The organism is Mycobacterium sp. TY814, from assembly GCF_030755175.1.
Classification (GTDB): domain Bacteria; phylum Actinomycetota; class Actinomycetes; order Mycobacteriales; family Mycobacteriaceae; genus Mycobacterium.
The window spans coordinates 935,941-949,316 of sequence record NZ_JAUFRY010000002.1 but is presented as its reverse complement, the minus strand read 5'-3'; the positions used below and the strand labels follow the sequence as shown (position 1 = coordinate 949,316).

At 67.3% G+C, this 13,376-nt stretch carries 12 protein-coding genes; 6 read left to right on the top strand and 6 right to left on the bottom strand.

From position 1 onward, the window contains the following. Window positions 1-10: 10 nt before the first annotated feature. Complete coding sequence (locus QXH22_RS17870; RefSeq protein ID WP_306276505.1) at window positions 11-1,432, bottom strand: serine/threonine-protein kinase; 1,422 nt, start codon at window positions 1,430-1,432, stop codon at window positions 11-13. A gap of 30 nt (window positions 1,433-1,462) precedes the next feature. On the opposite strand from QXH22_RS17870, the gene QXH22_RS17865 reads away from it, so the two are divergent. Beyond that, window positions 1,463-2,005, top strand: coding sequence for a TetR/AcrR family transcriptional regulator (locus QXH22_RS17865; protein ID WP_306239838.1), 543 nt, complete (start codon window positions 1,463-1,465; stop codon window positions 2,003-2,005). A 25-nt stretch (window positions 2,006-2,030) separates the two neighbouring features. After that, entirely contained in the window at window positions 2,031-3,176 is a 1,146-nt protein-coding gene (locus QXH22_RS17860; RefSeq protein ID WP_306276504.1) for an acyl-CoA dehydrogenase, read from the top strand. 8 nt (window positions 3,177-3,184) lie between these two features. Here QXH22_RS17860 and QXH22_RS17855 read toward each other — a convergent pair whose 3' ends face one another. The 3 genes from QXH22_RS17855 to QXH22_RS17845 all read right to left on the bottom strand — a co-directional run bounded on the left by QXH22_RS17855 (window position 3,185) and on the right by QXH22_RS17845 (window position 6,232). Further along, window positions 3,185-4,840, bottom strand: coding sequence for a PPE family protein (locus QXH22_RS17855; protein ID WP_306276503.1), 1,656 nt, complete (start codon window positions 4,838-4,840; stop codon window positions 3,185-3,187). 209 nt (window positions 4,841-5,049) lie between these two features. Continuing rightward, a complete protein-coding gene (locus QXH22_RS17850) occupies window positions 5,050-5,745 on the bottom strand; it encodes a DsbA family protein (protein WP_306276910.1) in 696 nt (231 codons plus the stop codon). 67 nt (window positions 5,746-5,812) lie between these two features. After that, window positions 5,813-6,232 (bottom strand): protease inhibitor I42 family protein, encoded by a 420-nt coding sequence (locus QXH22_RS17845; protein WP_306276502.1) that lies wholly within the window; start codon window positions 6,230-6,232, stop codon window positions 5,813-5,815. Between the two features lie 141 nt (window positions 6,233-6,373). Between QXH22_RS17845 and QXH22_RS17840 the strand changes: the two genes are divergently transcribed. From QXH22_RS17840 to budA, 4 genes are read left to right on the top strand one after another with little or no spacing between them, the layout of a single operon-like run. Next, a complete protein-coding gene (locus QXH22_RS17840; RefSeq protein ID WP_306239834.1) occupies window positions 6,374-7,474 on the top strand; it encodes a DUF5685 family protein in 1,101 nt (366 codons plus the stop codon). Window positions 7,475-7,523: 49 nt separating this feature from the next. Then, a complete protein-coding gene (locus QXH22_RS17835) occupies window positions 7,524-9,119 on the top strand; it encodes a Na+/H+ antiporter (protein ID WP_306276501.1) in 1,596 nt (531 codons plus the stop codon). A gap of 39 nt (window positions 9,120-9,158) precedes the next feature. Then, entirely contained in the window at window positions 9,159-10,823 is a 1,665-nt protein-coding gene (alsS, locus tag QXH22_RS17830; RefSeq protein ID WP_306276499.1) for an acetolactate synthase AlsS, read from the top strand. After that, window positions 10,820-11,581 (top strand): acetolactate decarboxylase, encoded by a 762-nt coding sequence (budA, locus tag QXH22_RS17825; protein ID WP_306276498.1) that lies wholly within the window; start codon window positions 10,820-10,822, stop codon window positions 11,579-11,581. The genes alsS and budA overlap by 4 nt, the downstream gene beginning before the upstream one ends. On the opposite strand, the gene QXH22_RS17820 is transcribed toward budA, so the two are convergent. Beyond that, window positions 11,578-12,828: a cytochrome P450 gene (locus QXH22_RS17820; RefSeq protein WP_306276497.1), complete on the bottom strand. Its 1,251-nt coding sequence runs from the start codon at window positions 12,826-12,828 to the stop codon at window positions 11,578-11,580. The two genes, budA and QXH22_RS17820, sit on opposite strands and share 4 nt — an antisense overlap. Next, window positions 12,825-13,367 (bottom strand): TetR/AcrR family transcriptional regulator, encoded by a 543-nt coding sequence (locus QXH22_RS17815; RefSeq protein WP_306276496.1) that lies wholly within the window; start codon window positions 13,365-13,367, stop codon window positions 12,825-12,827. Before QXH22_RS17815 ends, QXH22_RS17820 begins: the two co-directional genes overlap by 4 nt. Window positions 13,368-13,376 lie beyond the last annotated feature (9 nt).

Sequence of the window (13,376 nt, the reverse complement as noted above, 5' to 3'; positions counted from 1 at the left end):
CCGGCCCCCGTCAACCACCCGCGGCATACCCCAATGCCGGCTCCGCAGAGTCGACGTGACTACCACTCAGAATGGTCAGCATCTGCGGACGAATCTGATAGCGCACCCCGTTCGCCGGATTCACCACGTCGAATCCTCCCGAAGCCCTTACCGCACCACCCAATTCGATATGCGCACCGTCACTGATGCGCTCACCCCGGTAGTAGAAGCTCCCCGACCCACGCTGACACACCACCACCAGTGATTTCGCTGTGCGCAGCACCGCCGCGGGCGGGTTCCCGGGGTCACAGCGCGCCGTGTGCCCGACGAAGCCGAGCCCGTCGGCACCGTCCACGGGCTGAGACAACGACGGGGCCAACGACGTCGTCGGCAAAGCCGACGGCGTCGACGGACCGGACCGGCTGCCGAACGCCAGGAACGCCGCCAACACCGCCGCAATCACCAGCATCAGTGCCGCGAATCCACCCAGCAGCACCGGCAGGCGCCTCCGCACCGGCCGAACCGGGACCGGCGCGGGCGCCGGAGCAGGATACGGACTGTAACCGGTGTCCTCGGGATTCGGATAATCCGTGGGAAATGGACGCGTGCCCGACGGCGGACGCAGCACCGCGCCAGCGGCACGGGCCAAATCACCGGCCGAAACAAACCGTGCCGCAGGCTGTTTGGCCATCCCCTTGGCGATCACCCCGTCGAAGGCCCGGGAAACCCCGCGGCGCATGATGCTCGGCCGCGGTGGCGCGGAGAACAGGTGCGCGCTCATCACCGCAGCGGGTTCAGGAAAGTCGAAAGGCGGCCTGCCCGTGAGACATTCATAGAGCAGACAGGTCAGCGAATAGACGTCGGTCGCCGGCCCGACCCGGTCACCGTTGAACCGCTCCGGCGCCATGTACACATACGACCCGATCGGCAGGCCCACGCCCGTCAAACTCGGATCTCCGCCGCCACGGGCAATGCCGAAGTCGACCAGGTAGGCGAAACCTTCGGCATTGATCAGCACGTTCTCCGGCTTGACGTCGCGATGTACCAGCCCGTCGGCGTGGGCGGCATCCAGCGCTGACGCCACCTGGGCCACCACCGCCACCGCATCGGCAGGGTCCATCGGGCCGCGCGACTGCAACACGTCCCGCAGGCTGCCGCCCTCGACCAGCCGCATGTCGATGAACAGCACGCCCCCGATCGCCCCGAAATCATGCACCGGGATGACGTGCGGTTCCTGCAATCGCGCCGCGATCTGGGATTCCCGGCGGAATCGCTGCTGATATTGCGGATCGGCGGCCAGATCCGGGCGCAACAGCTTCAGCGCCACCATCCGCCCACGCACCGTGTCGAAGGCCCGGTACACCTCGCCCATACCGCCCGTACCCAGCAACGACCGCAGCTCATACGGTCCGAACCGGGTCCCCACACGCGACCCGCCACGCGGCGAAGTCATCTCCCGATCCTTCCACGTAGGCTGCCGTCTATGGCGACCAGCAGCCGTCTCACGGTGGACGACTGGCTACAGGCCGGGTATGCGACAGTGGCCGACGAAGGACTCCACGCTCTCAAACTCGACCGGCTCTGCAGCCGCCTGAACGTCACCAAAGGCAGCTTCTACTGGCATTTCACCGACATGGCGGCCTACCGCCAGGCGCTGATCGAATCCTGGGCCCGGATGAAAGACGACGAACTCCGCGAGATCGAGCAACTCGGCGACGTCGAACCCCGCGAACGGCTGTCGCAGATGATCGCAATGCTCGTCAGGCCGCGGCACTGGACCCTGGAGCGCGCCATGCGCGAGTGGGCGCGCTCCGACGAGAACATCGCCGCCTCCGTCCGCGCCGCCGACGGCCGGCTGTTCAAGCAGGTACGACAAGCCTTCCGCGACTACGGGTTTGGCGCCGACGACGCCGACCTGCGGGCCAGCACCACGTTCGCCGCCGGGATCGGTCTGCTGCATCTGTCCGTAGCGACGCCGGAAAAGCGGCAACGCGACACGTTCCTGGACTTCCTGCTTCGCCCCTGACCATACCAAAAGGTATGGTGTAACGATGACGGTTATCACCGACGATTTCGTCGTCCGCCTGCAACAGCGCGCCCAGGAAGCCGAGCGGCTGCGCCGGCTCCCGGAAGCCACCGTCGACGAGCTGCGCGCATCCGGCTTCACCGAGCTGCTCAAGCCCAAGGGCTACGGCGGCCAACAAGCCGAATTCTCAGCCATTTTCGACCCGGTACGCCGCATGGCACACGGTTGCGCCTCCACCGCCTGGACTGCCGCGTTCTACACCCTGCACACCTGGATGCTGTCCCTGTTCGACGAGCGGGCCCAGGCCGAGGGCTTCGCGGCCCAGCCGTTCCTCGCCGCTGCTCCGCTGGCACCTACCGGCCGCGGCACGCCGGCCGACGGCGGGGTCACCCTGAGTGGACGCTGGTCCTGGGCTACCGGCGTGATGGACGGCAACTGGGCCATCGTCGGCGCCCTCTGCGGCCCCGACGACGCCATCTACCCGGCGCTTGCGCTCCTGCCGGCCGACGACATCGGCATTGTCGACGTCTGGCACACCGACGGCATGTGCGCCACCGGATCCAACGACATCGTCGCCGACGGTGTCTTCGTGCCCGAGCACCGCCTGGTCAAGATCACCGACATCTACGCCGGCACCACACCGGGCGCCAGGCTGCACGACGCGGACGTCTACCGCTGGCCCCTGGTACCCGCACTCGCGCTCACCGCCGCCATGCCGGCCCTCGGCGCCGCCGAACGCGTCGCGGAGATCTACACCCAGCGGCTCAGCGAACGGGTCATCGCCTACGAGGGCACCAGCCAGAAGGACAAGCCCGCAGCGCAGGCGCGCCTCGGCCAGGCCCGCATCAGATTGCGCGCGCTGCACGGCCTACTGCATGACACCACCGACCGCATCGACGACATCTTGGCCAGCGGCAACACCGTGCCCCGCGCGGTGCGCGCCGACGCACGCCTGGCGGCCGCGCACATCGTCAAGGAATCCCGCGGCGTGATCGCCGATCTGCTCGAAGCCTCCGGCGCCAGCGCGCACTTCCTCGAAAACCCCCTGCAGCGGGCCAAGCGCGACGTCGACGTGATCAGCGGGCACGTGATCTTCGACTACGACACCAGCCGAGAGTTGTCCGGCGCCTTGGCAATTGGGCTGAAGATCTCGCCGATCGCCATGGTGTGACGGGCCCCTTATCCCGTCAGCTGTTTCAACAGCGGCACAATGCTGAATAGCCCCGCTACCTGGTTGCCTGTGTTCAGCAAGCCCGAGACCCTGAAGGCGTTGTTGGGACTCAAAGCGCTCGTGACGGCGTTGTTGAAGAAGCCGGACACGACGGCGTCTATGTTCGAGCCACCGCTGGCGGTGTTTCCTACACCCGACATGTTGCCGTTGAACGCTCCGCCGGTGGCCGAATTGAAGAAGCCCGATACGCCGGTGCCGGTATTGCCGAAGCCCGAGTTCGGGCCGGGTTGGTTGGTCACGCTGCCGATGGCGGTGTTGAGGTTGCCGAAGTTCCCGAAGCCGGTATTTGTGTTGCCCGAATTGCCGCTGCCTGTGTTCAGGTTGCCTGAATTCCAGAAGCCGGTGTCGGTGCTGCCCGCATTACCGAAGCCGGTGTCAAACGTGCCCGTGTTAAAGAAGCCGGTGTTCAACGTTCCCGTGTTTCCCAGGCCGAAATTGCCGCTACCGGTATTGCCGAGACCGATGTTGCCGAAGCCGGACTGTCCGATGCCGATACCTTGAATCTTGCCCACATCAGCCAACACGGGGTTGAAGCCCGAGTTGAAGATGCCGACGTTGCCGTCGCCAGAATTGAAGAAGCCGATGTTATGGGTGCCCGAGTTGCCGAAGCCGATGTTGCCGGTCCCAGAGTTCAGGCCGTTAAAAACGAACTGACCGGTCACCGAGTCGTAGTACGCACCCCCGATACCGACCAGCTTGTTACCGGTCAGGCCGAAGCCGACGTTGCCGTTACCGGTGTTGCCGGCGCCAACGTTGAGGTCGCCACGGTTGCCGATGCCGAAGTTTCCGTTGCCGGCGTTGCCCGCGCCGAAGTTGGCACCGGGGTTGGTGCTGGTTAGCGCGTTGCCGGTGTTTCCAAACCCGATGTTGTCGTTGCCCCTGTTGCCACTGCCGAAGTTGTTGTTGCCGAGGTTCCCGCTGCCGATGTTCCCGTTGGCCGTGGTACCCAACCTGCCGTTTCCGCCGCCGAGGTTTCCGCTTCCGGTGTTTCCACTGCCGATGTTGGCGTTGCCGTTGTTGCCGTTGCCGATATTGCCGTTGCTGCCAGGCTTATTGCCGATGCCGACGTTGAACGGCAATGCCTGTAACAGCTGCTCGAACGGGTTCAATCCGGCGGCAGCTGCCGCCGCGCTCGCGTGGTATTCGGTCATGGCGGCGACATCGGCGGCCCACATCGCCTCGTAGTCGAACTCGAAGGCGGCGATCGCCGGTCCGAAGATGCCGAGGAAATTCGAGCGAACCAGCTGCACGAACGCACTGCGGTTGGCTTCCACCAGCAACGGGTGCACCGTCGCTATCTGCGCGGCCTCGAAGGCGCTGACGACCGCTTGGGCCTGCGCCGCCGCACCGGCTGCACTGGCCGACGCCGCGCTCAGCCACCCCGCATACGGCGCGGCCGCGGCGGTCATCGCCGCCGCGGCCGGGCCCTGCCATGCCTGACTGGTCAGGCCTGAAGTCACCGAGGAGAACGAATCCGCCGCCGCGCCCAACTCATCGGCCAACCCGTTCCACGCCGCCGCGGCGCCGACCATCGGCGCGGAACCCGCGCCACTGAACATCAGTAGAGAATTGATCTCAGGCGGCAGCATCGGAAAATTAGCCATGGTTGACCTCCTGACCCGATTCCCGGCCGCCCCGATGCGGCCATGCCCGAGTGGAATCGCGTCGCCCCAGCGCAGATGCTACGAGTACCGGAATGCGGAAATAAGGGACTAAAGGCCCTAAAAGCTTCGCGCGTAATTTCCGGCTAGGAAACTTTGCCGAGCGTCAGCCGGCGAATGGGCGATGGGAATGAAATCCCTAGCGCGAGGGTCTAGGACCGCCCGGCCAACCGATCCACGTCGACCACCTCACCCCGGTTGATGCTCACCCAGTCGCGCCCGTCCAGATATGGGCGCAGGCTGCGACCGATCAGCTCGGCGTCGGCCGGCGTCTTGGGCCGCTGCAATTCGTACACGTGCGGCAGCGAGGCCATGCCCGTGACCACATCCCAGAGCTTCAGCGCGTCCGGCCCGGTCGGCGGGTCGACCAGCACCGGCCCGAACAGACACTGTCCGTGCTCGAAAAACAGTGTGGGAACGCCGTATCCGCTCGCGTCGACGACGCGCTGGTGCTCGGCGCGGACTTCGTCGTGGGTGGAGGGATCGGCCAGCGCGGCATCCAGAATGTCGGCGTCACAGCCGATTTGACCGAGCAGGCGCCGCGCCACGGCAGGGTCGTGCGGCTTGCCGCCGAGGTCGTGCAGTTCATGGCCGACCGCGGCATACCAGCGATCGAGCAGATCCATGTCGGTGCGGCGCAACAACGCCCCGATCCGCATCAGCGACCACCCGTAGGACCACTCCCGCTCCCAGGGATGCTTCTTGCCCTCGACGCGGTTGATCTCTTCCAGGCTGAAGAAGCGCCAGTCGATGGTGATGCCTCGTTGCTCCCGGACATCCCGGATCCACACCGAGGTCTGATACGCGAACGGGCACATCGGATCGAAGTGGAAGTCGACCTTGTTCAGTTCCTCGGTCATCGCGGGACTCCTCTCTGACGACGGGTGGGGACGCAGGCGGCGTGGAACTACCGCACTACTGCACCGTGACGTTCGCGGTGAAGACGCACGTCGGTGCGGCATCCCCCACCACGCTGCCGTAGTTGGCGACGATCGTCGTCTTCCCGGACTTCACCGCCGTGAACGTCCAGACCTCGGTGCCGGGCGCACCCATCCGGTCGGTGTTGCCGCGCAGATATTCGTGGGTGTCCTGCTTCAGCAGCGCGGCGTCGGCGATCTTCGGATCGGCCGTCCAGCGGTATGGCGTGCTGTGATTGGCGCCCAGCGAGATTTTCAGCGTGTCACCGACCGCGAGCGTGACGTCCCGGGTGATCGCGCTTTCTTTGAGCACCTCGTCGATGGAGACCTCGATGGTCTTGGTCGCCGCCTTGCTCGGGCTCGAGCACCCCACCAGCATCAGGAAAGCGGCAAGGATGGCCATGAACTTGACCTTCATCAGTGCACAATAAACCCCCGCTGACCGAGTGTGCGCCGACGGCTTTGCAGGTTCACAGACGGCGCACACACCTGCGAAATCCCGCCGCCACGGCACCCGGATATACCGGCGCACCAGCAAACGGTCCGGTACTTTCAATGCGTGTTTGGCATCATTCGGCCCTGCCGTCATCGGCTCGGCGGCGAACTCACCGCCGCCTGGCGCGCCCAGCTCTGCGGCCTGTGTCTGGCTTTGCGCGACGACTACGGCCAGGCCGCCCGGATCGCAACCAACTACGACGGCCTGATCGTCTCGCTGTTGGTCGAGGCGCAGTCGGCGGCAAAGCCGACGCGCCGCACGGCCGGCCCGTGCCCACTGCGCGGCATGAAGCGTGCCGATGTGGCGACCGGCGAATGCGTGCGACTGGCCGCCGTGGTGTCACTGGCACTGGCCGCGGCCAAGGTCCGCGATCACGTCGACGACCGCGACGGCCTGGTCGGGGTGGCCGCGGTACGCCCCACCGCGCGACGCCTCGCCGAACGCTGGGTGCGCCGCGGCACCGACACCGGACACGAGCTGGGCTTCGACGCCGGTGTGCTGGTCGCCGCGATGGACCGCCAGACCGAGCTGGAAGCCGAAGCCGGCCCCGGCAGCTCACTGCTCACGGTCACCGAACCCACCGAGACCGCGGTCGCTGCCGCCTTCGCGCATACCGCCGTACTGGCCGGACGCCCGGCCAACGAGGCGCCGCTGCGCGAGATCGGCCTGCTCTTCGGCCGCGTGGCGCACCTCCTGGACGCCGTCGAGGATTACCGCGACGACGTGGCACACGGCAAGTGGAACCCGTTGGCCGCCACCGGGACACCGATCGAGGAGGCGCGCACCCTCTGCGACGACGCGGTGCTCGGCATCCAGCTCGCACTCGCCGACGTCGACTTCACCGACGGCCGGCTGCCCACGCGGCTGTTGACCAAAGAGCTCAGGCGCTCGGTCTCGCGCACCTTCAACAACTATCCGAACGGGCCGTCCGGAACGCCGCACGGTCAGCAGGACGGCATCAACTTCGGCGACCAGCCCTTCACCAACTACCCCGGCGAGATCCCGCCCGGTGAGCTTCCGCCCGAAGCGAAGCCCAAACGAGGCTGCTGGGACACCTGCACCGACGCCTGCTGTTGTGAGTGCGAATGCGACTGCTGCTGCGACACCTGCTGCGAGGGCGACAGCTGCTGCTGCGACTGCGGAGACTGCTGCGACTGCAGCTGAAACACCAGCCGCCGCGCCGACGGCGTGACGCTACGCAAGGATGGGACAGGTGTTCGCGCTTGTTCTGATCGTCGCGCTGGTCACCACCGTAGTCCTGGGCACCCTCCTGGGCCGCCGCTTCCGCGTCGGTCCCCCGGTGCTGCTCATCTTCCTCGGCGCACTGCTCGGCCTGATCCCCCGCTTCGCCCACGTCCACATCGAAGGCGAGCTGGTGCTGCTGCTGTTCCTGCCGGCGATCCTGTACTGGGAGAGCCTGAACACCAGCTTCCGGGAGATCAAAGCCAACATGCGGGTCATCGTGATGACCAGCATCGGCCTGGTCATCGCCACCGCATTCGCGGTGTCCTGGGCCGCCCGCGCGATGGGCATGGAATCGCACGCGGCCGCGGTGCTGGGCGCCGTGCTGTCCCCGACCGACGCCGCCGCCGTCGCCGGCCTGGCGAAGAAACTGCCGCGCCGCTCGCTGACCGTGCTGCGCGGCGAGAGCCTCATCAACGACGGCACCGCACTGGTGCTGTTCGGCGTCACCGTGTCGGTGGCCGTCGGCGGCAGCGAGGTCGGACCGCTGGCCCTCACCCTGCGATTCGTCTACTCCTACCTGGGCGGCATCCTGGCCGGGCTGATCGTCGGCGGACTGGTGACGCTGCTGCGGCGCCGCATCGACGCGCCCCTGGAAGAGGGCGCGCTGAGCCTGCTGACACCGTTCGCGGCGTTCCTGCTGGCCGAGTCGACCCACTGCAGCGGCGTGGTCGCGGTGCTGGTGTCGGCGCTGATGCTCACGTATGTCAGCCCGCGCGTCATCCGGGCCCGCTCGCGACTGCAGTCGTTCGCCTTCTGGGACATCACCACGTTCCTGCTCAACGGTTCGCTGTGGGTGTTCGTCGGCGTCCAGATCCCCAACGCCATGCGCGGGATCGCCGACGTGCACGGCGGAATCCGGCACGCCTTCTACCTCGCTCTGGTGGTGTGCGGCGTGGTGATCGCGACACGGTTTCTCTGGGTCGAACTCACCACCATGCTGGGGCTGGCCATCGACAGAACCACCAACCGGCCCACCCGGCACGTCCCCTTCCGGCAGCGCAGCGTCACCAGCTGGGCCGGCTTCCGCGGGGCGGTCTCCCTGGCCGCGGCGCTGGCGGTCCCGCTGGAAACGCACAGCGGCGCCCCGTTCCCGGATCGCAACCTGATCATCTTCGTCGTCTCGGTGGTGATCCTGGTGACCGTCCTGATGCAGGGCAGCACGCTGCCGCTGGTGGTCCGGTGGGCACAGCTGCCCGAAGACGTGGCCCGCGCCGAGGAGGTGCAACTGGCCCGCACCCGCGGCGCCGAAATCGCGCTGGAGGCACTGCCGGAGGTCGCGGCCGAGGTCGGCATCGGCCCCAAGCTGATGGCCCGCCTGCAGAAGGAGTACGAGGAGAAGGCCCGGCTGGCCGAAGCCGACGGCGACGACTCCGACGACAGCAATCACCTCACCGAGGCCCGGGACAAGATCCGCGAGGTGCACCTGCGCGTCCTGGAGCGCAAACGCCAAGCCATCACCGAACTGCGTAACCAGCGGCGCATCGACGACATCGTGCTGCGGGAGATCCAGGAGACCATGGACCTCGAAGAGGTGCGGCTGCTCGGTCCCGCCGACGTCGACTAGGGGTCACCGCATGGCCGACGAACAAGTAGCGTCGCCTGGGTGACTCCCGTGCGCAGCGCCCAGAAGATCGTCGATGTGCTGGCCGCGCAGGGCGTGCGGCACATCTTCGGGGTACCGGGCGCCAAGATCGACGCCGTCTATGACGCGCTGCTCGACGGCGGACCCGAGGTGGTGGTGTGCCGGCACGAGCAGAACGCCGCCTTCATGGCCGCGGCGGTCGGCCGCCTCACCGGCGTCCCCGGCGTCGTCCTGGTGACCTCCGGGCCGGGCACCGCCAACCTGGCCACCGGCCTGCTCACCGCCAACACCGAACAGGATCCGGTGGTGGCGCTGTGTGGCGCGGTGCAGCGAGAGGACCGGCTCAAGCGCACCCACCAGTCGATGGACGCCGCGGCGCTGTTGCGCACGGTCACCAAGTTCACCGGTGAGATCGACCATCCCGACAACGCCGCCGAGGCCACCGTCGCGGCGTTCCGCGCGGCGCTGACCGAACCCTGTGGCGCCGCCGCGGTGGTCCTGCCCTCCGACGTGCTGGCCGCCCCAACCACCGCGGGCATCACCGCGGCGCTGCCGATCCCGCGATTGGCCGCGGCGCCGGCTGATCTCGTGGCACGCGCAGCCGAACTGATCCGCACCGCACAGCGCCCCGCGCTGCTGGTGGGCATCCGCGGCGCCGATCCCGAAAGCTGCACGGCGCTAAGGGCTTTGGTGGCCGCGACCGGGTTGCCCGTAGTGGAGACGTTTCAGGCCGCCGGTGTCATCTCCCGCGAACTCGAAGACCACTTCCTGGGCCGAGTGGGCCTGTTCCGCAACCAGCCCGGCGACGTCATCGTGGCGCATGCCGACGTCATCGTCACCATCGGTTACGACGCGGTGGAATACGACCCGGCGTTGTGGAACGACCACGTCGATCGACCGATCGTGCACATCGACTCGGTACCCGCCGACGTCGACAACCACTACCAGCCGACGGTGGAACTGCGCGGTGACATCGCGGCGACACTGACCGCACTGACGGACTCACTCACCGGGCTCGCCCCGACCCCCGACTACCAGGCGGAGATCGACGCTCAGCGAAAAGCGTTGACCGACATCGACGAAACCGCGCGCAACCAGCCGCCGGACGGCCCGGGACTGAACCCGGTGGCCGTCGTGTTGCGGCTGCGCGAGGAACTCGACGACACCGCGACCATCGCCTGCGACATCGGTTCGGTCTACATCTACCTGGCGCGGCACTTCCGGGTGTACCAGCCGCGCCGGTTGCTGTTCTCCAACGGTCAGCAGACACTCGGAGTCGCTCTGCCCTGGGCCATGGCCGCCTGCCTGGTGCGGCCGGGCACTCCCGTCGTGTCGGTGTCCGGGGACGGGGGCTTCCTGTTCTCCGCGCAGGAGCTCGCGACCGCCGCCCGGCTCGGATTGACGTTCACCCACATCATCTTTCGCGACAACAGCTACGACATGGTGGGCTTTCAGGAGGAGCTCAAGTACGGCCGCAAATCCGGGGTGCAGCTCGGTGATTACGACGTCGTCTCCTATGCGAAGGCGTTCGGCGCACACGGCTACCGGGTGGGCAGCCTCGAGGAATTCGGCGCGGTGCTGCGACAGGCGCTGGCCGAACCGGGGCCGTCGCTGATCGATGTCCCCGTCGACTACAGCCACAACGTCGACCTCGCCGCGCACCTACACGACGACACATTCGAATGAGCACCGCGCAGGAGCACTTCCGCCGGTGGGCGGCGCGGCTCATCGGGCACCAGTCCGAGGTCTACCAGTACTCCACCATCAGCGCCCTGCTCGACGGCGTGTACGACGGCGACGCCACGGTGGCCGACATCCTGCAGCACGGCGACTTCGGGCTCGGCACGTTCAACCACCTCGACGGCGAGATGGTGATCCTCGACGGTATGTGCTACCGGCTGCGCGCCGACGGAACCGCCACGCGCGCAGCACAAACCGACCGCACCCCGTTCGCGGCCGTCACCCGCTTCCACCGTGACTTCGCGATCGCCATCAACGCCCGCACCGAACGCGCCGCGGTGATCGCCGCCATCGACCAGCGGATCACCAGCCCCAACCTCATCTACGCCGTCAAAGTCACCGGCCACTTCGCCGACCTGCACACCCGCACCGTCATGGAGCAGGAGAAGCCGTATCCGCCGCTGACGCAGGCGACCGAGGGACAGGCCGAAACCCGGTTCACCGACATCTCGGGCACCCTGGTCGGGTTTCGCACCCCCGACTTCGAACAAGGCATTGCCGTCGCGGGCTATCACCTGCACTTCCTTAACGACGACCGCACCGCCGGCGGCCACGTCCTGGACTTCACGCTTCAGCGCGGCGAGGTCGCCGTCAGCGGCGCCTCACAATTGCACTTGAGCCTGCCGACCTCGGGCGCATTCCTGCAGGCGCGACTGAACGCAGAAGACATGGGCGAGCAGATCACGAAAGCCGAAGGCGGCTAACCCGTACTGCACGGAAGTCGTTTGATCCCATGGAAGAACGACGACCGCAGCCGGTCGGGCTCACCGGTCACCGTCAGGCCCGGCACGTTCGGATACAACTCCTCGAGCATCACCCGCATCTCCAGCCGGGCCAGTTGCGCCCCCAGGCAGAAGTGCACTCCCCCACCGCCGAACGCCGCGTGCCCGGCATCCGGGCGGGTGACGTCGAATTCGCCGGCCCGATCAAACACCTCCTCATCCCGGTTGGCCGACAGGTAGTGCATCAGCACCCAGTCGCCCTCGGGAATGCGCCGGCCGCGGATCTCGACGTCGCGGGTGACGGTGCGGCGGAAGTGCATCACCGGACTCGCCCAGCGCAGCAGTTCCTCGACCGCCGGCTTGACCGCCTCCGGATCGCGGGCCAGCAGCGCCTGCTGATCGGGATGCTGCGACAACGCCAAAATGCCGTGGCTCAACGTGTTTCGGGTGGTCTCGTTGCCGGCGATAGCCAGCAGCAGGAAGAACTCGTTGAGCTGATCGCGGTTGAGTTTCTGCCCGTCCACCTCGGCGGCGAGCAACGCCGACAGGATGTCGTCGGTGAGACCGTGCGTGCGGCGGTGCTTGACCAGTTCGCCGCAATAGCGGAACATCTCGGCCGCGGCCTGCCCGAGGGCTTCCGGAGTGGGGGCATAGTCGGGATCTTCGATGCCCAACGTCCCGATCGCGTTGCTCCACCGGAAAACCTCCATGCGGTCCTCGGCGGGCACCCCGAGCACGTCGGCGATCACTTGCAGCGACATCTCCGCGGAAATGTCGGGAACCGCATCGAATTCGCCCTTCTCGGTGATGTCGGCGACGATGTTACGGGCGACCTGGCGCATGTGCGGCTCCAGCCGCAATACATTGCGCGCGGTGAAACCCTGGTTGATCAGCTTGCGATAGTGCACGTGCCGCGGCGGGTCGATGCCCGGCAGCATCGCCGAGGTGGGACCGGCCCCCACCTCGACCAGCGTGTTGCCCCTGCTGCTGCTGAAGGTGTCGGTGTCGCGGCTGACCAGCCGCACGTCGGCATGCCGGGTCAACAGCCACGCCCGGGGCAGGCCGGACATCTGCACCGGGTGCACCGGCGCATCCGCACGCAACCTGGCCATCGCGTCGAACGGGGCGCCGGTGACGAAGGTGTCGGGGTTCAGCAACGCCGCGGCGTCGCGGTCGGCCTGCGTCTGCTGGTTCTCGACCACCAGCGAACCCAGCTTCGGAACGGTCATGACTCCCCCTCGGATGCCTTGATACCGGCGATGATCACGTCCAGCCCGGCCCGAAAACGCCTGGTGGAATTGGCTTTACCGCGGGCTTCGTCCAGACTGACCGAGCCCAGCAGGTAGGTGTAGAGCACCGTGTGCGCCGCCGCGGCAACGGCTTTGGACACCCCGGCTTCGGCCAGCAGCGAACGGCTGAGCCGGTCCAGGCGGCGGGCGCGCTCCCCGCCGCCGCGGGTCTGCAGGATGCCGGCGATGCCCGGCACATCGAGCATGACTTCGCGCGCCGCGCAGTACAGTTCGGCCAGCCTGATATCCCACGGGCCGGTATCGGGCACCGGGATGCCGGCCAGCACGGATTCCGCGAGCAGGTCCAGCGCGGCCTGTTTTCCGGGCACATGGTAGTAGACCGACGGTACCGCGGCGCCGAGTTCGGCGGCCAGTTCCCGCATCGTCACCTGTTGCACGCCGACCCGACGCGCCAGTGCGTGCAGCGAGGACACCACCTGAGTGCGGTCGAGTTCGCCGTATGCGCGCCGCGCCGTCATTCGAGCCAT

Bases quoted from the DNA above. Each gene is read 5' to 3' on its own strand.
- QXH22_RS17815 (WP_306276496.1), bottom strand. From the start codon at position 13,367: ATGACGGCGCGGCGCGCATACGGCGAACTCGACCGCACTCAGGTGGTG.
- budA (WP_306276498.1), top strand. From the start codon at position 10,820: ATGAGCACCGCGCAGGAGCACTTCCGCCGGTGGGCGGCGCGGCTCATC.
- QXH22_RS17845 (WP_306276502.1), bottom strand. From the start codon at position 6,232: ATGAAGGTCAAGTTCATGGCCATCCTTGCCGCTTTCCTGATGCTGGTG.
- QXH22_RS17855 (WP_306276503.1), bottom strand. From the start codon at position 4,840: ATGGCTAATTTTCCGATGCTGCCGCCTGAGATCAATTCTCTACTGATG.
- QXH22_RS17870 (WP_306276505.1), bottom strand. From the start codon at position 1,432: ATGACTTCGCCGCGTGGCGGGTCGCGTGTGGGGACCCGGTTCGGACCG.
- QXH22_RS17820 (WP_306276497.1), bottom strand. From the start codon at position 12,828: ATGACCGTTCCGAAGCTGGGTTCGCTGGTGGTCGAGAACCAGCAGACG.
- QXH22_RS17860 (WP_306276504.1), top strand. From the start codon at position 2,031: ATGACGGTTATCACCGACGATTTCGTCGTCCGCCTGCAACAGCGCGCC.
- QXH22_RS17865 (WP_306239838.1), top strand. From the start codon at position 1,463: ATGGCGACCAGCAGCCGTCTCACGGTGGACGACTGGCTACAGGCCGGG.